The 18,177-nt window shown below is 67.7% G+C and carries 18 protein-coding genes and 2 tRNA genes; 16 read left to right on the forward strand and 4 right to left on the reverse strand.

What is annotated here, in order from left to right; translation table 11 throughout:
* Positions 1 to 55: 55 nt before the first annotated feature.
* The 6 genes from LC452_RS18345 to LC452_RS18370 all read left to right on the forward strand — a co-directional run bounded on the left by LC452_RS18345 (position 56) and on the right by LC452_RS18370 (position 4,486).
* Entirely contained in the window at positions 56 to 682 is a 627-nt protein-coding gene (locus LC452_RS18345) for a superoxide dismutase (protein WP_223627959.1), read from the forward strand.
* Between the two features lie 103 nt (positions 683 to 785).
* Positions 786 to 1,796, forward strand: a complete 1,011-nt coding sequence (gene gap / locus LC452_RS18350) for a type I glyceraldehyde-3-phosphate dehydrogenase (protein WP_223627961.1) — start codon at positions 786 to 788, stop codon at positions 1,794 to 1,796.
* A gap of 10 nt (positions 1,797 to 1,806) precedes the next feature.
* Entirely contained in the window at positions 1,807 to 3,021 is a 1,215-nt protein-coding gene (gene pgk, locus LC452_RS18355) for a phosphoglycerate kinase (RefSeq protein ID WP_223627963.1), read from the forward strand.
* Complete coding sequence (tpiA, locus tag LC452_RS18360; protein ID WP_223627965.1) at positions 3,012 to 3,803, forward strand: triose-phosphate isomerase; 792 nt, start codon at positions 3,012 to 3,014, stop codon at positions 3,801 to 3,803. Before pgk ends, tpiA begins: the two co-directional genes overlap by 10 nt.
* 81 nt (positions 3,804 to 3,884) lie before the next feature.
* Positions 3,885 to 4,133 (forward strand): preprotein translocase subunit SecG, encoded by a 249-nt coding sequence (gene secG, locus LC452_RS18365; protein WP_029261623.1) that lies wholly within the window; start codon positions 3,885 to 3,887, stop codon positions 4,131 to 4,133.
* A complete protein-coding gene (locus LC452_RS18370; protein ID WP_116636738.1) occupies positions 4,133 to 4,486 on the forward strand; it encodes an RNA polymerase-binding protein RbpA in 354 nt (117 codons plus the stop codon). Before secG ends, LC452_RS18370 begins: the two co-directional genes overlap by 1 nt.
* A gap of 70 nt (positions 4,487 to 4,556) precedes the next feature.
* Here the strand turns inward: LC452_RS18370 and LC452_RS18375 are convergent, their stop codons facing one another.
* Together LC452_RS18375 and LC452_RS18380 are read right to left on the reverse strand one after the other, a co-directional pair.
* Positions 4,557 to 5,789 carry a hypothetical protein gene (locus LC452_RS18375; RefSeq protein WP_223627967.1) on the reverse strand — a complete coding sequence of 411 codons (1,233 nt, stop codon included), beginning with the start codon at positions 5,787 to 5,789 and terminating at the stop codon, positions 4,557 to 4,559.
* Positions 5,790 to 5,890: 101 nt separating this feature from the next.
* Positions 5,891 to 5,961: transfer RNA gene (locus LC452_RS18380), tRNA-Gly, on the reverse strand.
* A gap of 140 nt (positions 5,962 to 6,101) precedes the next feature.
* Here LC452_RS18380 and LC452_RS18385 point away from each other — a divergent pair.
* From LC452_RS18385 to clpX, 10 genes are all read left to right on the forward strand, one after another.
* Positions 6,102 to 6,175 (forward strand) — tRNA-Pro (locus LC452_RS18385).
* Positions 6,176 to 6,237: 62 nt separating this feature from the next.
* On the forward strand, positions 6,238 to 7,707 hold the full coding sequence (tig, locus tag LC452_RS18390) for a trigger factor (RefSeq protein ID WP_223627969.1): 1,470 nt from the start codon (positions 6,238 to 6,240) through the stop codon (positions 7,705 to 7,707).
* A 65-nt stretch (positions 7,708 to 7,772) separates the two neighbouring features.
* On the forward strand, positions 7,773 to 8,273 hold the full coding sequence (locus LC452_RS18395; RefSeq protein WP_223627971.1) for a tetratricopeptide repeat protein: 501 nt from the start codon (positions 7,773 to 7,775) through the stop codon (positions 8,271 to 8,273).
* Positions 8,274 to 8,352: 79 nt separating this feature from the next.
* Entirely contained in the window at positions 8,353 to 8,949 is a 597-nt protein-coding gene (locus LC452_RS18400) for an ATP-dependent Clp protease proteolytic subunit (protein ID WP_223627973.1), read from the forward strand.
* Between the two features lie 20 nt (positions 8,950 to 8,969).
* Positions 8,970 to 9,611: an ATP-dependent Clp protease proteolytic subunit gene (locus LC452_RS18405; RefSeq protein WP_223627974.1), complete on the forward strand. Its 642-nt coding sequence runs from the start codon at positions 8,970 to 8,972 to the stop codon at positions 9,609 to 9,611.
* Positions 9,612 to 9,761: 150 nt separating this feature from the next.
* Positions 9,762 to 10,697 (forward strand): sugar-binding transcriptional regulator, encoded by a 936-nt coding sequence (locus LC452_RS18410; protein ID WP_223627976.1) that lies wholly within the window; start codon positions 9,762 to 9,764, stop codon positions 10,695 to 10,697.
* The gene (deoC, locus tag LC452_RS18415) at positions 10,694 to 11,695 is read left to right on the forward strand and encodes a deoxyribose-phosphate aldolase (protein WP_223627978.1); all 1,002 of its coding nucleotides are present in this window, start codon (positions 10,694 to 10,696) and stop codon (positions 11,693 to 11,695) included. The genes LC452_RS18410 and deoC overlap by 4 nt, the downstream gene beginning before the upstream one ends.
* A gap of 12 nt (positions 11,696 to 11,707) precedes the next feature.
* Positions 11,708 to 13,150 carry an aldehyde dehydrogenase family protein gene (locus LC452_RS18420; RefSeq protein WP_223627980.1) on the forward strand — a complete coding sequence of 481 codons (1,443 nt, stop codon included), beginning with the start codon at positions 11,708 to 11,710 and terminating at the stop codon, positions 13,148 to 13,150.
* Positions 13,147 to 13,998, forward strand: a complete 852-nt coding sequence (locus tag LC452_RS18425) for an aldehyde dehydrogenase family protein (RefSeq protein WP_223627982.1) — start codon at positions 13,147 to 13,149, stop codon at positions 13,996 to 13,998. Before LC452_RS18420 ends, LC452_RS18425 begins: the two co-directional genes overlap by 4 nt.
* A gap of 157 nt (positions 13,999 to 14,155) precedes the next feature.
* Entirely contained in the window at positions 14,156 to 15,424 is a 1,269-nt protein-coding gene (clpX, locus tag LC452_RS18430) for an ATP-dependent Clp protease ATP-binding subunit ClpX (protein ID WP_223627985.1), read from the forward strand.
* Positions 15,425 to 15,464: 40 nt separating this feature from the next.
* Here clpX and LC452_RS18435 read toward each other — a convergent pair whose 3' ends face one another.
* On the reverse strand, positions 15,465 to 16,097 hold the full coding sequence (locus LC452_RS18435) for a class I SAM-dependent methyltransferase (protein WP_223627987.1): 633 nt from the start codon (positions 16,095 to 16,097) through the stop codon (positions 15,465 to 15,467).
* A 5-nt stretch (positions 16,098 to 16,102) separates the two neighbouring features.
* Positions 16,103 to 18,154, reverse strand: a complete 2,052-nt coding sequence (locus LC452_RS18440; protein WP_223627989.1) for a M3 family metallopeptidase — start codon at positions 18,152 to 18,154, stop codon at positions 16,103 to 16,105.
* Positions 18,155 to 18,177 lie beyond the last annotated feature (23 nt).

The following is an 18,177-nucleotide window of genomic DNA, read 5'->3' on the forward strand; positions in this document are numbered from 1 at the left end:
GTGGCGCGGAGGATCGGCAAGCGCCGCGGCGCGGCGCGGATTGGATGAAAGCGATATGGCGATTTACACGCTCCCCGACCTTCCCTACGACTTCGCAGCCCTGGAGCCGCACATCAGTGGCAAGATCATGGAACTCCACCATGACAAGCACCACGCGACCTACGTCGCCGGCGCGAACACGGCGCTCGAGCAGCTGGCCGAGGCACGCGAGAGCGGCAACCTCGCCAACGTCAACAAGCTCGAGAAGGACCTCGCCTTCAACCTCGGCGGTCACGTCAACCACTCGATCTTCTGGACCAACCTCTCGCCCAACGGCGGCGGGCAGCCCGAGGGCGAGCTGAAGGCCGCGATCGATGAGTACTTCGGCTCGTTCGACAAGTTCCAGGCGCACTTCACCGCTGCCGCCACCGGCATCCAGGGCTCCGGCTGGGCCGTCCTCAGCTGGGACTCGATCGGCTCGCGCCTGATCATCCAGCAGCTGTTCGACCAGCAGTCGAACACGGCGCAGGGCACGATCCCGCTGTTCCAGCTCGACATGTGGGAGCACGCCTTCTACCTCGACTACCTCAACGTCAAGGCCGACTATGTCAAGGCGGCGTGGAACATCGCCAACTGGGAGAACGTCGCCCAGCGCCTCGAGGTCGCCCGCAAGCAGACGAACGGCCTGCTGGTACTGTCGTAATCAAGACGGGTGTCCCGACGGACATCTCGCCCGTCGGGACGCCGTTGTCCATGCTTCTCTAGTTGAAACCGCGCGTATGCGCACGAGAAATCAGGAGACCTTAGTGTCTGTCAAGATCGGTATCAACGGCTTCGGCCGCATCGGACGCAACTACTTCCGCGCGGCTCTCGCGCAGGGAGCAGACCTCGAGATCGTCGCGGTCAACGACCTCACCGACAACAAGACCCTGGCCCACCTGCTGAAGTACGACTCGGTCGGCGGCGTCCTCGACGCCGAGATCAGCTACGACGACGACAGCATCACGGTCAACGGCAAGCAGATCAAGGCGTTCGCCGAGCGCGACCCCGCCAACCTCCCGTGGGGTGAGCTGGGCGTCGACATCGTCATCGAGTCGACCGGCTTCTTCACCAAGGCCGAGGCTGCCAAGAAGCACATCGATGCAGGTGCGAAGAAGGTCCTCATCTCGGCTCCGGGCACCGGCGTCGACGGCACGTTCGTCATGGGCGTGAACGAGGACACGTACAACCCGGAGACGGATCACATCATCTCCAACGCGTCGTGCACGACCAACTGCCTCGCGCCGCTCGCTCAGGTCTTCAACGACGCATTCGGCATCGACCGCGGCTTCATGATGACCGCGCACGCCTACACGGCCGACCAGAACCTGCAGGACGGCCCGCACAGCGATCTCCGTCGTGCTCGTGCCGCCGCGATCAACATCACTCCGGCCTCGACCGGTGCGGCCAAGGCCATCGGCGAGGTGCTCCCGGAGCTGCAGGGCAAGCTCAGCGGCTCCTCGTACCGCGTTCCGGTTCCCACCGGCTCGATCGTCGACCTGACGCTCATCACCGACCGCCAGGACCTGACGGTCGACGAGGTCAACGCCGCGTACAAGGCAGCTGCGGCAGACGGTCGCCTGGCCGGCTTCCTGCAGTACAACGAAGACCAGATCGTGTCGAGCGACATCGTGCACAACCCGCACTCGTCGATCTTCGACTCGACCCTGACCAACGTCAGCGGCAACCTGGTGAAGGTCTCGAGCTGGTACGACAACGAGTGGGGCTACTCCAACCGTCTCGTCGACCTGACCGAGTACGTCGCCGAGCGTCTCTGAGCTCTGACACATGACTCTGCGCACCCTGGACTCACTGGGTTCGCTCGAGGGCAAGCGCGTCATCGTCCGTTGTGATCTCAACGTCCCCCTCCGGGACGGGGTCATAACGGACGATGGCCGTGTTCGCGCCTCGCTGCCGACTCTCAACGCACTGATCAACGCGGGTGCCCGCGTCGTCGTGTGCTCCCACCTCGGTCGCCCCGACGGCGCGCCCGACCCCCAGTACAGCCTCGAGCCGGTCGCTCAGCGGCTCTCCGAACTGCTCGGCGCGCCGGTCGCGTTCGCTCGCGACACCGTCGGCGAATCCGCGCAGGATGCCGTGGCTTCTCTCGAAGACGGCGGCGTCGTCGTCATCGAGAACCTCCGGTTCAACGCGGGGGAGACCGCGAAGGACGACGCCACGCGCGCCGCCTTCGCCGCAGAGCTCGCGACGCTCGGTGACGTGCTCGTGTCGGACGGCTTCGGTGTCGTGCACCGCAAGCAGGCCAGCGTGTACGAGCTCGCCGAACTGCTCCCGTCTGCGGCCGGCCTCCTGATCGAGACCGAACTCGACGTGCTCGACCGGCTGACCGAGAAGCCCGAGCGCCCGTACGCGGTGGTGCTCGGCGGTTCCAAGGTCAGCGACAAGCTCGGTGTCATCTCGCACCTGCTGCCGCGTGTCGACCGCATCCTGGTCGGCGGCGGCATGCTGTTCACGTTCCTCAAGGCGCAGGGTCACGACGTGGCCTCCAGCCTTCTGGAAGAGGACCAGCTCGAGACGGTCCGCGGTTACATCGCGGAGGCTGCGGAGCGGGGCGTGGAGTTCGTGCTCCCGACCGACGTCGTGGTCGCTGCATCGTTCAGCGCGGATGCCGCGCACGAGACCGTCTCCGCAGACGCGATCGAGTCGACGGCATTCGGCGCTTCCGGGATCGGTCTCGACATCGGTCCGGAGACGGCCGCACGCTTCGCCGAGGTCATCCGCGGGTCGAAGACCGTGTTCTGGAACGGCCCGATGGGCGTGTTCGAGTTCCCGGCGTTCGCGGCCGGAACCAAGACCGTCGCGCAGGCGCTCACCGAGGTCGACGGCCTCAGCGTCGTCGGCGGCGGCGACTCGGCAGCAGCGGTGCGTCAGCTCGGCTTCACCGACGACCAGTTCGGTCATATCTCGACCGGTGGCGGCGCAAGCCTCGAGTTCCTCGAGGGCAAGAAACTACCCGGCCTGGAGGTGCTCGGATGGGCATGACGACCCGTACCCCGCTGATCGCGGGCAACTGGAAGATGAACCTGGACCACCTGCAGGCGGTGGCGTTCGTGCAGAAGCTGCACTGGACGCTCAAGGACGCGAAGCACGAGGACGGTTCCGTCGAGGTGGCGGTCTTCCCGCCGTTCACCGACATCCGCAGCGTGCAGACGCTCATCGACGCCGACAAGATCCCGTTCGCCCTCGGCGCGCAGGACATCTCCGCGCACGATTCGGGTGCGTACACCGGTGAGGTCTCCGGTGTGTTCCTGGCGAAGCTCGACGCGAAGTACGTCATCATCGGCCACTCCGAGCGTCGTGAGTACCACGCCGAGTCCGATGAGGTCGTCGCCGCCAAGGTGCAGGCTTCGCTGAAGCACGGCCTCGTTCCCGTGATCTGCGTCGGCGAGACGGCGGAAGACCTGGAGAAGTTCGGCGCCAGCGCTGTTCCGGCCGGTCAGCTCGAGGCGGCGCTCCAGGGCGTCTCCCCGAAGGCCGACATCGTCGTCGCGTACGAGCCCGTCTGGGCCATCGGCTCCGGCCAGGCCGCGACGCCGCAGCAGGCGCAGGACGTCTGTGCCGCTCTGCGCACCGTGATCGCGAACGTCCTCGGTGACGACGCGGCCGCGCGCACCCGCATCCTCTACGGAGGTTCGGTGAAGTCGGCGAACATCGCCAGCTTCATGCGCGAGCCCGATGTGGACGGCGCTCTGGTCGGCGGCGCGAGCCTCGTCGTCGACGAGTTCGCTGCGATCATCCGCTTCGAGAAGCACGTCGGCGTGTGAGTGCGGCGGGGCTCCGGCCCCGCTGCACCGTATACTTGACCGTTACGGGGGCGCACCTGCCCCAGCGAAAGGCTCTTTCTCGTGGCAATTCTCGAGTTCGTTCTGCAGGTCGTGCTGGGTATCACCAGCGTCCTGCTGACCCTCCTCATCCTCTTGCACAAGGGTCGCGGTGGCGGCCTCTCCGACATGTTCGGCGGAGGAATGACCTCTGCGGTCGGATCCTCCGGTCTTGCGGAGCGGAACCTGAACCGCTTCACCGTCGTCCTCGCGCTGACCTGGTTCGTCGCCATCGTCGCGCTCGGACTCATCACGAAGTTCGAGGTGATCTGATGGCTACCGGTGGTAACGCCATTCGCGGAACCCGTGTCGGTTCCGGCCCCATGGGCGAGCAGGACCACGGCTACCATGCCGACCGCATCGCGGTGTCGTACTGGGACGGTCTCGGCAACGAGACGGTCCGCTACTTCGCCGCCGGTCTCCCCGAAGAGGAGATCCCCGAGACGATCGACCACCCCCAGTCGGGTCTGCCGGCCGGTCGCGACAAGGAGAACCCTCCTGCCCTCGCGAAGGCCGAGCCGTACAAGACGCACCTCGCCTACGTGAAGGAGCGCCGCACCGACGAGGAAGCCGTCCAGCTCCTCGAGGATGCGCTCACGCAGCTTCGCGAGCGACGGGGCCAGTGACCTCCTGAACTGATGTCGAAGAAGCCGCCGCGAGAGATCGCGGCGGCTTCTTCCGTTCAGAGGCGACGACTCAGCGGCATCCGGCTGCGGCGTCGATGTAGCCCTGCGGCGGGTAGCCGTAGGCCCAGACGCCGTTCGCGTCGTCGGTGTAGCCCATGCTGATGGCCCAGGCGGTCGCCCACTTCTCGATGCTGTCCTGCGTCGACGAGTCGTACATGTCCTCGCACTTGACGCTGATCGCGTGTCCGACCTCGTGGGCCACGAGCGCCTTGCTCCGGTCGGCCGGCCACTGCTCGGCGACCGAGTTCGACAGCTGGATCACCGAGCGGCCGGGATCATCCCACCACCATGTCGTGTACCCGCCCATGCTGCCGTTGTACCCGGCGCCGTTGACGACCGGGGCCCAGTCGAACTCCAGCAGCACGCCGGGGGCGAGCGCTCGAGCGAAGGCCTCGATCTCCAGACGGGCGTTCATCAGCGGTCCCGACTTCTCAGCGAACTCCTCCGCCTCGGTCGACACGACGAGCGCGGCGGCGCTCTGCAGAGTGCTGTAGGTCGTGACCGCGACGTCGTCGATGGTCGTCGTGGCGATCGCGGCGGCGGCAGCATCGCGGAGAGCGATGACGGCATCGTTGCGCGCGGAGATGTGCGCGGCCTCGAAGGCGGTCGCGGCCTCGCCGGCCGAGGCCAGGAGCGAGACGCCGCTCTCGGTGACCGTGTCCGACGCCGTCGCGACGTCGGATGCCTCGGCGAGCAGGTCGTCGGCGAGCGCCCGAGCCTCGTCGCTGCCCTTCTCGAGCTCCGCACTCGCGCCGAAGAGCTCCCAGAACCAGGTCGGCTTCTCGCCCGTGGCGGGTACGTCGGTGGCGATCAGCTCTTCGGCCTCCGACGTGGCGGTCTCGGCATCGGCGACCGCGCTCGTGAGCGCTTCCTCCGTCTCCGGTGGGGCGACGATGGCCTCGTTCTCGCTGGCGAGGATCAGCCCGGCCGAATCGACCAGGGTCTGCAGGTCGGTGTTCTCGGTGCGGAGCTGCGTCTTCTCGCTGTTCGCCGCGGCCACGGCATCCGCATGGTTCTCGGCGGCGGTGTCGTAGCCGAGGCTGGCGGAGACCTGCGTGATGGCCAATGCCGCGATCACGGCGGCTCCGCCGACCAGGCCGAGGATGAGCCCGGTGCGCTTCCGCCGCGGCGTGCGCGGGAGAGCGGCGGATGCTTCGCCGCCCGAGAAACGGGCGGACAGCTCGTGTCCGCCCAGAGGCACGGATGCCGGAGCCTCGGGTCCTGGTGGGGGGAGAGCGGTCACGTCGTCCTCATTCGGTCGGCCTCACGGTCGGTGCTGCATCATGCGCACTGCCAGAGTATGCGAGAAGGCCCCCACCATGCGGTGGGGGCCTTCTGAGGCGGAGGGGCTGACGGGAATCGAACCCGCATCATTAGTTTGGAAGACTAAGGCTTTACCACTAAGCTACAGCCCCGAATCCTGGTTCACTTCGACAGGCTCAGTGACCCAGGGATCGGCCCGGAGTCGTAACTCCGGCGTCATCGATCATACCGGACCGTGAGGGGTGCTCCTGTCCGTTAGACTCGATGGGGCTGAATCTGCGCGCGGATTCCCCGGGGCGTAGCTCAGCTTGGTAGAGCGCCCGCTTTGGGAGCGGGAGGTCGCAGGTTCAACTCCTGTCGCCCCGACACGGCATCTTCAGCCTGACAGCCGCGTTCACTCGCGGAGACAACAAGGAGAACACACCAGCATGGCGAACAGCACCGTCGAGAAGCTGACCCCGACCCGGGTCAAGCTCAGCATCACGGTCACCCCTGACGACCTCAAGCCGAGCATCGCTCACGCGTATGAGCACATCGCTCAGGACGTCCAGATCCCCGGCTTCCGCAAGGGCAAGGTCCCGGCCCCGATCATCGATCAGCGCATCGGTCGCGGCGCGGTCATCGAGCACGCCGTCAACGAGGGCCTCGACAAGTTCTTCCGCGAGGCGAGCGCCGAGCACAAGCTGCGCGTGGTCGGTCGCCCTGCGGCTGACATCACGCAGTGGCCGAACGAGAAGGACTTCTCCGGCGACCTGCTCGTCGACGTCGAGGTCGACGTGCGTCCCGACATCGAGATCCCCTCGTACGAGGGCATCACGGTGACGGTCGACGCCGTCGAGGCCGATGAGGCCGCACTCGACGCCGAACTCGAGAACATGCGCGCGCGCTTCGGCACGCTCGTCCCGGTCGACCGTCCGGCCGCGAAGGGCGACTTCGTCGACCTCGACCTCGTCGCCACGATCGACGGCGCCGAGATCGACCGCGCCGAGGGCGTCTCCTACGAGATCGGCTCCGGCGAGCTGCTCGAGGGCATCGACGACGCGATCGAGTCGCTCACGGCGGGGGAGGACACCACGTTCCGCTCCGCTCTCGTCGGCGGCGACCACGCCGGTTCCGAGGCCGAGGTCTCCGTGACGGTCAAGGCCGTCAAGGAGCGCGAGCTCCCCGAGGCCGACGACGACTTCGCGCAGATCGCGAGCGAGTTCGACACGATCGCCGAGCTCCGCGCGAGCCTCGCCGAGCGCGTCGCGCAGCAGGGCGTCTTCACGCAGGGCTCCGCCGCACGCGACAAGCTCGTCGAGACGCTGCTCGAGCAGATCGACATCCCCGTGCCGCCGCAGCTCATCGAGGACGAGGTGCACAACCACCTCGAGGGCGAGAACCGCCTCGAGGACGACGTGCACCGCGCCGAGGTCACCGAGGCGAGCGAGAAGCAGTTCCGCACGCAGGTGCTGCTCGACACGATCGCCGAGCAGGCCGACGTGCAGGTCTCGCAGGAGGAGCTGAGCCAGTACCTCATCCAGTCCGCGTCGCAGTACGGCATGGCGCCGCAGGAGTTCGTCGAGGCGCTGCAGTCGTCGAACCAGCTGCCGGCACTCGTCGGCGAGGTCGCCCGCAACAAGGCGCTCGCGATCGCGCTCGGCAAGGTGAAGGTCGTCGACACCAACGGCAAGACCGTGGACCTCTCCGACTTCATCGTCACCGACGACGAGGCCGAGGCGGCAGACGAGGCTTCGGCCGAGGAGAAGCCCGCCAAGAAGCCGGCCGCGAAGAAGCCCGCTGCCAAGAAGGCTCCGGCCAAGAAGGCCGACGACGCGGAGGCGGCTGAGAAGCCGGCCGCGAAGAAGCCCGCCGCCAAGAAGGCTCCGGCCAAGAAGGCGGCCGACAAGGCCGAGTGATCGGACACGATCCAGTGAAGAGGGCGGATGCTGCGGCATCCGCCCTCTTTCGCATCGAGGGAGAGATGAGCATGAAGAGCTGGGACGAGCGGATCGACGACGCGTGGGCGGATGCCGCCGGCGACGAGGTGGGCGACGACACGATCGCGCGCATCGACGCCCTCGCGGCCGAGCGCGGAGCGGACGACGCCCGGGCCGAGTTCGAGCGGGCGGGTGCCCGGGATTCGGCGGGACGACCGGCCGAGGCCGTGGTCCTGTATCGGCGGGCACTGTCTCTCGGTCTGGACGACGAGCATCGTCCGCAGTGCGTGATCCAGCTGGCGAGCTCGCTGCGGAACCTCGGCGAGTACGACGAGGCGCTCGACGTGATCCGTGCCGAGGCGGAGCTCTCCGCGGACGGCCCGTACCGCGACGCGGTCGCGACCGTGCACGCCCTCATCCTCGCCAGCGCCGGTCGACCCGCGCAGGGACTCTCGGTGGCTCTTCTCGCCCTCGTGCCGCACCTCCCGCGCTACCACCGGTCGATGACCGCCTACGCGCTCGAGATCGCCGACTCCGACACCTGATATGCCGACGGCGAACACGGCCTGGGCGCCGCGTCTGCGCCGGTAGATTCGAAGCACGAACACGGAAACAGGAGCTGAAATGGCTGCAGAACCCCTTGTCGCGACGAGCGTCTTCGACAGGCTGCTGAAGGATCGCATCATCTGGCTTGGTTCAGAGGTGCGTGACCAGAACGCCAACGAGATCTGCGCGAAGATCCTTCTTCTCGCCGCGGAAGACTCAGAGAAAGACATCTACCTCTACATCAACTCGCCCGGTGGCTCGATCACCGCGGGCATGGCGATCTACGACACCATGCAGTTCGTGCCGAACGACATCGTCACCGTCGGCATCGGCATGGCCGCGTCGATGGGCCAGCTGCTGCTCACGAGCGGCACGAAGGGCAAGCGTTACATCACCCCGAACGCCCGCGTCCTCCTGCACCAGCCCCACGGCGGGTTCGGCGGCACGTCGAGCGACATCCAGACGCAGGCGCAGCTCATCCTCTCGATGAAGAAGCGCCTCGCCGAGATCACGGCGGGTCAGACCGGCAAGTCGGTCGAGACGATCAACGCCGACGGTGACCGCGACCGCTGGTTCACCGCCGAGGAGGCCCTCGAGTACGGCTTCGTCGACCACATCCGCGAGCATGCCAGCGATGTGACCGGCGGCGGCGGCACCGCGGACGACGCAGAGTAATCCGGATTCGAGAGGACATCATGTACACCCCCACTTTCCAATCCGCAGGAACCCTGCCGTCCAGCCGCTACGTGCTCCCGCAGTTCGAGGAGCGCACCGCTTACGGCTTCAAGCGCCAGGACCCGTACAACAAGCTCTTCGAAGACCGTGTGATCTTCCTGGGCGTGCAGGTCGACGACGCTTCCGCCGACGACGTGATGGCGCAGCTGCTCGTCCTGGAGAGCCAGGACGCCGAGCGCGACATCACGATGTACATCAACTCGCCCGGTGGCTCGTTCACCGCCATGACGGCGATCTACGACACGATGCAGTACGTCGCGCCGCAGATCCAGACCGTCGTGCTCGGCCAGGCGGCATCCGCCGCGTCGGTGCTGCTCGCAGCCGGCGCGCCCGGCAAGCGCCTCGCGCTTCCGAACGCCCGCGTGCTGATCCACCAGCCGGCGATGGGGGAGGCCGGCCAGGGCCAGGCTTCTGACATCGAGATCCAGGCTGCGGAGATCCTCCGTATGCGCACCTGGCTCGAGGAGACCATGGCCAAGCACACCGGTCAGCCGGTGGAGAAGGTCAATCGCGACATCGATCGCGACAACATCCTCTCTGCCGAGCAGGCGCTCGAATACGGCATCGTCGATCAGGTGCTCACCACGCGCAAGCGCGTCTGAGCACGTCGAACCGAAGGGCGCCCGTCATCGCGACGGGCGCCCTTTTCCGTTCCTGCGGATGCGCAACCGGCGTCGGCGTGACTGCGCATATGAGCAACGGGATGCGCGAACGCTGATCTCGACGTACTCTGGAGGAGGAAGGAGGATGCCGTGGAAGACGATCTGCTCATGGTCCGCGTCGCCGAGCTGTACTACGACGAGGACAAGACACAGGATGAGATCGGCGGACTCCTCAAGATCTCGCGCTGGAAGGTCGGCCGTCTGCTGACCCAGGCCCGCGAACGCGGCATCGTCCGCATCGAGATCGTGCACCCGCGCGCTCGGCGCCTGGGACTCGAGCGCCTGCTCGTCGACCGGTTCGACCTGGCCGATGCCGTCGTCGTGCCCGCGCCCGACGGCGATGACGGCACCCTCGAACGTGTCGCTCAGGCGGCCGCAGACTTTCTCGCCGCTCTTCGGCCCGCGCCGCGCACGCTCGGCGTGAGCTGGGGGCGCACGTTGCGGGCGGTCGCGGAGGCGCTCCCCGACGGCTGGGCGAACGGAGTCACCGTCGTGCAGCTCAATGGCGGCGTCAGCCTCAACCGTCGGTCCGGCGGTGCGGCCGGACTCGCCGTGACGATCGCGCAACGGGCCTCCGGCCATGTGTCGCTGCTGCCGAGCCCGGCGATCCTCGAGCGCGTCGAGACGAAGCAGGCCATCGAGGCCGACCGCACGGTCGCAGCGATCCTCGAAGAGGCCGCGGAAGCGCAGGCCTTCCTCTTCACCGCAGGGCCCTGCGACGCGACATCCGCGCACGTCGAGAACGGATACCTCAGTGCTGAGGACGTGGAAGAGCTCGCGCGGCGCGGCGCCGTCGGCGACGTCCTCGGGCGCTACGTCGACGCCGAGGGCAACATCGTCGACTCGCAGCTCGACGCGCGCACGGTCGGCGTCTCGCTCGACACGCTGCGCGGAGCCAAGCGGGCGATCTTCGTCACGGCGGGCCCTGCCAAGCACGACATCGCACGCACAGTCGTGACCAGCGGCCTCTGCGGCGTTCTGGTGACCGATGAGACCACAGCACGAGCATTGTTGGAGGAACAGTGACGACCAAAGAACTCAGCCGCAGGACGGCGGTGGACGTTCTCGGCGGTGAGCCGGACGACGCCACGCTCCGGCGCTTCCTGCACGGCCTTCCGGGCGTCGACGCGGTGGGGCTCGAGCAGCGTGCTGCCGGGCTCGGCACGCGATCGATCAAGACCACCTCGAAGGCGTGGGCGCTCGACACGATCATCAAGCTGATCGACCTCACCACGCTCGAGGGTGCAGACACCCCGGGCAAGGTGCGCTCGCTCGTCGCGAAGGCGAAGAACCCGGATGCCGCCGACCCGTCGACGCCACGCGTCGCTGCGGTCTGCGTGTACGGCGACATGGTGCCGGATGCGGTGGCCGCTCTCGGCGCCCTGCACGGCGACCCCGACGACGGCCTGATCTCGGTCGCCGCCGTCGCGACCGCGTTCCCGAGCGGACGCTCGTCGCTCGCGATCAAGCTCGCGGACACCGCCGAGGCGGTCGCCGCCGGTGCGGACGAGATCGACATGGTGATCGATCGCGGAGCCTTCCTGTCCGGGCGCTACGGTCTGGTGTTCGACCAGATCGCCCAGGTCAAGGAAGCCTGCCGTCGTGAGGACGGATCGTACGCCTCGCTCAAGGTGATCCTCGAGACCGGCGAGCTCAACACCTACGACAACATCAAGCGGGCGTCCTGGCTCGGCATCCTCGCCGGCGGCGACTTCATCAAGACCTCGACCGGCAAGGTGCAGCCCGCTGCGACCCTGCCGACCACGCTGCTGATGCTCGAGACGGTCCGCGACTGGTACCGGGGCACGGGCGAGAAGATCGGCGTGAAGCCGGCAGGCGGCATCCGCGCCTCGAAGGATGCCGTCAAATATCTCGTCACCGTCGCCGAGACGGTCGGAGAGGAATGGCTGCAGCCGCACCTGTTCCGCTTCGGCGCGTCGAGCCTGCTCAACGATGTGCTCCTGCAGCGCCAGAAGCTCAGCACCGGCCACTACTCCGGCCCCGACTACGTCACTATCGACTGACTGGAATCGAACATGTCATTCCTGGAATACGCTCCCGCACCGGAGTCGAAGGCGATCCTGAACCTGAAGGACAGCTACGGGCTGTTCATCGACGGCGAGTTCGTCGACGGCTCCGGCACGAGCTTCAACACCATCTCGCCCGCCGACGAGTCGCTCATCGCCGAGATCGCCACCGCGAGCGATGACGATGTCGACCGCGCCGTCGCCGCCGCCCGCCGTGCCTATGAGAAGACGTGGTCGAAGATGAGCGGCCGCGATCGGGGCAAGTACCTGTTCCGCATCGCCCGCCTCGTGCAGGAACGCGCCCGCGAGCTCGCGGTCGCCGAGAGCCTCGACAACGGCAAGCCGATCAAGGAGAGCCGCGACGTCGACGTTCCGCTCGTCGCCTCCTGGTTCTTCTACTACGCGGGCTGGGCCGACAAGCTGGACTACGCCGGACTCGGCGCCGACCCGCGTGCACTCGGAGTCGCCGCGCAGGTGATCCCGTGGAACTTCCCGCTGCTGATGCTCGCATGGAAGCTCGCGCCCGCACTGGCCGCCGGCAACACGGTCGTGCTGAAGCCTGCCGAGACCACGCCGCTGACGGCGCTGATCTTCGCGGAGATCCTTCAGCAGGCCGACCTTCCGGCTGGTGTCGTGAACATCGTGACGGGTGCCGGCGCGACCGGCGCGACGCTCGTGCGTCACCCCGACGTCGACAAGGTCGCCTTCACCGGGTCGACCGGCGTCGGCCGCGACATCGCCAAGGCGGTCGCCGGTACGAAGAAGAAGCTCACGCTCGAGCTGGGCGGCAAGGCGGCGAACATCGTCTTCGACGACGCACCCATCGACCAGGCCGTCGAGGGCATCGTCAACGGCATCTTCTTCAACCAGGGTCACGTCTGCTGCGCAGGCAGCCGTCTGCTGGTGCAGGAGTCGATCCACGACGAGGTCATCGATCGCCTCAAGAACCGCCTGTCGACGCTCCGCCTCGGTGACCCTCTCGACAAGAACACCGACATCGGTGCGATCAACTCGGCGGCGCAGCTCGCCCGCATCCGTGAGCTCAGCGACATCGGCGAGGCCGAGGGCGCCGAGCGGTGGACCGCGGACTGCGTGATTCCGGAGAAGGGATTCTGGTTCGCGCCGACGATCTTCACCGGGGTCGAGGCGTCGCACCGCATCGCCCGCGACGAGGTCTTCGGCCCGGTGCTGTCGGTGCTGACGTTCCGCACTCCGGCCGAGGCGATCGCCAAGGCGAACAACACGCCCTACGGTCTCTCCGCCGGCATCTGGTCGGACAAGGGATCCCGCATCCTCGCCGTCGCCGACCGCCTCCGCGCCGGAGTGATCTGGGCGAACACGTTCAACCGTTTCGATCCGTCGAGCCCGTTCGGCGGCTACAAGGAGTCCGGGTACGGCCGCGAAGGCGGACGTCAGGGGCTCACCGCCTACCTCAAGGGAGCCGCAGCATGAGCAAGCGATTGACCGTGCCGAAGACGTACAAGCTCGCCATCGGCGGCGCGTTCCCGCGGAGCGAGTCGGGCCGCACCTACGAGGTGTTCTCGCCCAAGGGCGCGTTCCTCGCCAACGCCGCGAAGGGCTCCCGCAAGGACGCCCGAGACGCCGTCGTCGCCGCACGAGCCGCCGTGAAGGGCTGGTCGGGCGCGACCGCCTACAACCGCGGCCAGGTGCTGTACCGCGTGGCCGAGGTGCTCGAGGGCCGTCGTGCGCAGTTCATCGACGAGATCGTGGCACAGGAGGGCGGCTCTTCCTCCGCGGCCGCCGCACAGGTCGACGCCGCGATCGACCTCTGGGTCTGGTACGCCGGCTGGTGCGACAAGTACGCGCAGGTCGCGGGCAACGCCAACCCCGTCTCCGGGCCGTACTTCAACATCTCGGTGCCGGAGCCGACGGGCGTCGTCGCGATCGTCGCGCCGCAGGACTCCGCGCTCCTCGGGCTCGTCTCGGTGGTCGCCCCGGCGCTGGTCGCAGGGAACACCGTCGTCGTGATCGCGAGCGAACAGCATCCGCTCTCCGCCATCAGCCTCGCCGAGGTGCTGGCGACGAGCGACGTACCCGGGGGAGTCGTCAATGTGCTCACCGGGTCGCCGGCCGAGGTCGCGCCGTGGCTCGCATCGCACCAGGACGTGAACGCGCTCGACCTCGCGGGTGCGGGCGACCTGGACTGGGTCGACATGCAGATCGCCGCCGCGGAGACGCTGAAGCGCGTGATCGCACCCGGAGAGGTCGTCGCCTCGCCCGAGCGCATCGGCGCCTTCACCGAGGTCAAGACCGTCTGGCACACGAAGAGCATGGTCTGATCCACGATCGACCGAGGCCGGGCCCGCAGGCGACTGCGGGCCCGGCCTTTCATCGCGGGAGGCCGTATCGGATCCGGTACGCGCCAATGCGGCCCTGTGTCGCACGCAGAGGTTAGGCTCGAAGGACGATCTCTGGATCCCCCATAGGAGGACGCGCATGGCCCGTATCGGTGAAAGCGCTGACCTGTTCAAGTGCTCGTTCTGCGGAAAGAGCCAGAAGCAGGTGCAGCAGCTCATCGCTGGCCCCGGTGTGTACATCTGCGACGAATGCGTCGAGCTGTGCAACGAGATCATCGAGGAGCGCATGGCGGAGTCCTCCGCCGAGGGCGTCGCCGAGTTCGATCTGCCGAAGCCGCGTGAGATCTTCTCGTTCCTCGAGGAGTACGTCGTCGGGCAGGAGCCCGCGAAGCGCGCCCTCGCGGTCGCGGTCTACAACCACTACAAGCGCGTGCGCGCCCACGGCACCCTGCAGACGGCAGAGCAGAAGGCCGAAGAGGTCGAGATCGCGAAGAGCAACATCCTCCTGATCGGACCGACCGGCTGCGGCAAGACCTACCTCGCGCAGACGCTCGCGAAGCGCCTCAACGTGCCGTTCGCGGTCGCCGACGCCACGGCACTCACCGAGGCCGGCTACGTCGGTGAAGACGTCGAGAACATCCTCCTCAAGCTCATCCAGGCAGCCGACTACGACGTGAAGCGCGCCGAGCAGGGCATCATCTACATCGACGAGGTCGACAAGATCGCCCGCAAGGCCGAGAACCCGTCCATCACGCGTGACGTGTCGGGCGAGGGCGTGCAGCAGGCGCTGCTCAAGATCATCGAGGGCACGGTCGCCTCGGTCCCGCCGCAGGGCGGCCGCAAGCACCCGCACCAGGAGTTCCTGCAGATCGACACGACGAACGTCCTGTTCATCGTCGCCGGTGCATTCGCCGGTCTCGAAGACATCGTCTCGGCGCGCGTGGGCAAGCACGGCATCGGGTTCGGTGCCCCGCTCCACGACAAGACCAAGGACCTCGACCTCTTCAGCGAGGTGCTGCCGGAAGACCTGCACAAGTTCGGGCTCATCCCGGAGTTCATCGGCCGTCTGCCCGTCGTCACGAACGTCTCGCCGCTGGATCAGGACGCGCTGATGGAGATCCTCACCGGTCCCCGCAACGCCCTCGTGAAGCAGTACCAGCGCATGTTCGAGCTCGACGGCGTCCAGCTCGAGTTCGACGAAGAGGCACTGCGGTCGATCGCCGACCTCGCCGTCGATCGCAAGACCGGTGCTCGCGGCCTCCGCGCCATCCTGGAAGACGTGCTCGGACCGATCATGTTCGAGATCCCCTCCGCCGAAGACGTCGCCAAGGTCATCGTGACGCGCGCCGCCGTCGACGAAGGCGCACCGCCCACCATCGTGATGGAGCGCAAGCGCAAGAGTGCGTGAGTCGACCCGTTGCCGGCGTCACATACGCTGAGCTACAGCGTCACGCCGACGCAGCATCCATGACGAGTTCGGCGATCAGCAGCTCATCGGTCCCGTCGCTCCAGTCCCGGTGGCGACGCAGCGTGAAGCCGTGGCGGCCGAAGGTCTCGGCGAGGCGCGTCTCGCTCGAGTAGGGCTCGTGGTCGCGGTCGTACGGCCTGTCCGTCGTGGTGAGCTCAGGAGCGCCGTGCCCCGACGTGTCGATCTTGCGGAACGTCGCGGTCACGAGACGTCCGCCGGGTCGGAGGACGCGACGCCATTCCGCTGCAGCGTCGGCCACCGAGGGGATGATGTGCAGCGCTGTCACGCACGTGATCACGTCGACGGACGCCGAGGGGATCGGCAGATTCGACGCGTCCGCCTGGATCAACGCCGCCTGCCGAAGGTGCGACCGGGCCACATCGAGCATGCCGGGGGAGATGTCGACACCGATGAGCTCGAGATCGGCGGCCCGCGCGGCGATCTCGCGGAGCACCAGGCCAGTCCCCGTCGCGACGTCCAGCACGACGTCCACTTCTGACAGGTCGACGTATGCCGCGGTGGCGGCTGCGACGGAGCGGTGCATCGTGCTCTCGTCGTATCGGGCCGCGCGCGTGTCGAATGCGTCGCTGATCAGGCGCAGCCTGTCATCCATCGGCGTCAGGCCTCGAGACCGCGGCGCTTCAGCAGCGGCGCGATGTCCGCGTCACGTCCCCGGAAGTCGCGGTAGGCCTCGAGCGGATCCTTCGAGCCGCCGACGCCGAGGAGCCGATCACGGAAGCGATCGCCGTTCTCGCGCGTGAGTCCGCCGTTCTCGCGGAACCAGTCCACCGTGTCGGCGTCGAGCACCTCGCTCCAGATGTACGAGTAGTACCCGGCGCTGTAGCCGCCCGAGAAGACGTGCGCGAAGTACGCCGACGAGTATCGCGTGGGGACAGCCGGGTCGTCGAGGCCGATGTCGGCCAGAGCCGCTGCCTCGAAGGCGGGCACGTCGTCGATCTCCGCGTCGGTGGCGACTCCGTGCCAGGCCTGATCCAGCCAGGCGGCGGCCAGATACTCGCTCGTGGCATGCCCCTGGTTGAACGTCTCCGTCGCGCGCAGGCGCTCCACGATCGCAGGGTCCAGCGGCTCCCCGGTCTCGAAGTGCCGCGCGTAGTTGTCGAGGACCTCGGGCCAGAGGATCCACATCTCGTTCACCTGGCTCGGGAACTCGACGAAGTCGCGGAACACGTTGGTCCCGGCGAAGTGCGGATAGGTGACCTCGGCGAACAGTCCGTGCAGCGCGTGGCCGAACTCGTGGAACAGCGTCGTCACCTCATCGAGGGTCAGCAGCGTGGGCTCGCCGTCGCCAGGGAGCGGCACGTTCAGGTTGTTCACGACGACCGGGGCTGTGCCGCGCAGGCGCGACTGGCTGACGATCGGATTCATCCACGCGCCGCCGCGCTTCGAGTCGCGGGTGTAGAGGTCGAGGATGTACAGGCCGAGTCGGCTGCCGTCGGCATTGCTGACCTCGAACACGCGCGCACCGGGGTGGTAGGCGACGAGGTCTGCCCGCTCGGTGAACGTCACTCCGTAGAGGCGGGTGGCGGCGAAGAAGACGCCGTCCTGCAGCACGCGCTCCGCCTCGAACCACGGGCGGAGGGCCCCGGAATCGATGTCGTAGCGGGCGGCGCGGACCTTCTCGGTGTAGTACGCCCAGTCGTGCGCCTCGACCGCGAACGGCGCTTTCTCGGTCTCGTCGACGATCGCCTGGAGTGACTCCCGCTCTGCCGTGGCGTTACGTGCCGCGGGAGCAGCGAGCTGGCGCAGCATCCGCTCGACGGCCTCCGGGCTTCCGGCCGTCTCGTCGGCGGTGACGTAGGCGGCATGCGACGCGTAGCCGAGCAGTCCGGCGCGCTCCGCGCGGAGACGGACGATCTCGACCAGCACGGGGCGGTTGTCGTTCGCATTGTCTCTCGAGGCACGCGTCCGGGATGCCGTCAGGATGCGGCGCCGCGACTCGCGGTCGCGCAGCTGCGCCAGGTACGGGTGCCCGGTGAAGAGCGGCAGGGCGATGAGGAGCTTGCCGTCGAGCCCGCGATCCTCTGCCGCGCGGGCAGCAGCGGAGAGCTCTCCCGCGCTCAGGCCCTCGAGCTCCGCAGGCGAGTCGAACACGACGGCGAGGTCGTTCGTGTCGTTCAGGAGGTTGCGCTCGAACGTGTTGCTCAGGGTGGAGAGCTGCTGATTCAGGAGCGTCAGACGGGCCTTGGCCTCGTCGTCGAGTGCCGCGCCGGCGTGGGTCATCTCGCGGTGGTGGCGTTCGACCAGGTAGCGCTGCTCGGCGTCGAGCTCGAGATGATCGAGCTGGTCGTGCACCTGCTGCACCCGCCAGTACAGGGCGCTGTCCAACGCGATGGCATCCTGATGCGCGGCCATCAGGGGAGCGAGATGCTCATCGACCGCCTGTATCGCGGGAGTCGCGTCTGCGGAGCTGACCGTGTAGAACGCATGCGACACCCGATCGAGGAGCTCGCCCGAGCGCTCGAGGGCCTCGATGGTGTTCTCGAAGGTGGGCATGGAGCGCACCATGGTGATCCGGGAGACCTCGTGCAGGTGCTCCTCGAATGCCGCGCGGAACGCGGGCAGATAGTGCTCGGGACGGATCGCGCCGTAGTCCGGAAGCCCGTAGGGCAGCGAGGACGGCTGGAGGAGCGGGTTCGAGGCGTCGGTCATCCTCCGAGCCTAGCCATCGCGGG

The sequence above is a fragment of the Microbacterium sp. EST19A genome (assembly GCF_019969685.1).
Classification (GTDB): Bacteria; Actinomycetota; Actinomycetes; order Actinomycetales; family Microbacteriaceae; genus Microbacterium.

Bases quoted from the DNA above. Each gene is read 5' to 3' on its own strand.
- tpiA (WP_223627965.1), top strand. From the start codon at position 3,012: ATGGGCATGACGACCCGTACCCCGCTGATCGCGGGCAACTGGAAGATG.
- LC452_RS18425 (WP_223627982.1), top strand. From the start codon at position 13,147: ATGAGCAAGCGATTGACCGTGCCGAAGACGTACAAGCTCGCCATCGGC.
- LC452_RS18370 (WP_116636738.1), top strand. From the start codon at position 4,133: ATGGCTACCGGTGGTAACGCCATTCGCGGAACCCGTGTCGGTTCCGGC.
- clpX (WP_223627985.1), top strand. From the start codon at position 14,156: ATGGCCCGTATCGGTGAAAGCGCTGACCTGTTCAAGTGCTCGTTCTGC.
- LC452_RS18345 (WP_223627959.1), top strand. From the start codon at position 56: ATGGCGATTTACACGCTCCCCGACCTTCCCTACGACTTCGCAGCCCTG.
- LC452_RS18395 (WP_223627971.1), top strand. From the start codon at position 7,773: ATGAGCATGAAGAGCTGGGACGAGCGGATCGACGACGCGTGGGCGGAT.
- LC452_RS18400 (WP_223627973.1), top strand. From the start codon at position 8,353: ATGGCTGCAGAACCCCTTGTCGCGACGAGCGTCTTCGACAGGCTGCTG.
- LC452_RS18405 (WP_223627974.1), top strand. From the start codon at position 8,970: ATGTACACCCCCACTTTCCAATCCGCAGGAACCCTGCCGTCCAGCCGC.
- LC452_RS18420 (WP_223627980.1), top strand. From the start codon at position 11,708: ATGTCATTCCTGGAATACGCTCCCGCACCGGAGTCGAAGGCGATCCTG.
- tig (WP_223627969.1), top strand. From the start codon at position 6,238: ATGGCGAACAGCACCGTCGAGAAGCTGACCCCGACCCGGGTCAAGCTC.
- LC452_RS18440 (WP_223627989.1), bottom strand. From the start codon at position 18,154: ATGACCGACGCCTCGAACCCGCTCCTCCAGCCGTCCTCGCTGCCCTAC.
- pgk (WP_223627963.1), top strand. From the start codon at position 1,807: ATGACTCTGCGCACCCTGGACTCACTGGGTTCGCTCGAGGGCAAGCGC.
- LC452_RS18435 (WP_223627987.1), bottom strand. From the start codon at position 16,097: ATGGATGACAGGCTGCGCCTGATCAGCGACGCATTCGACACGCGCGCG.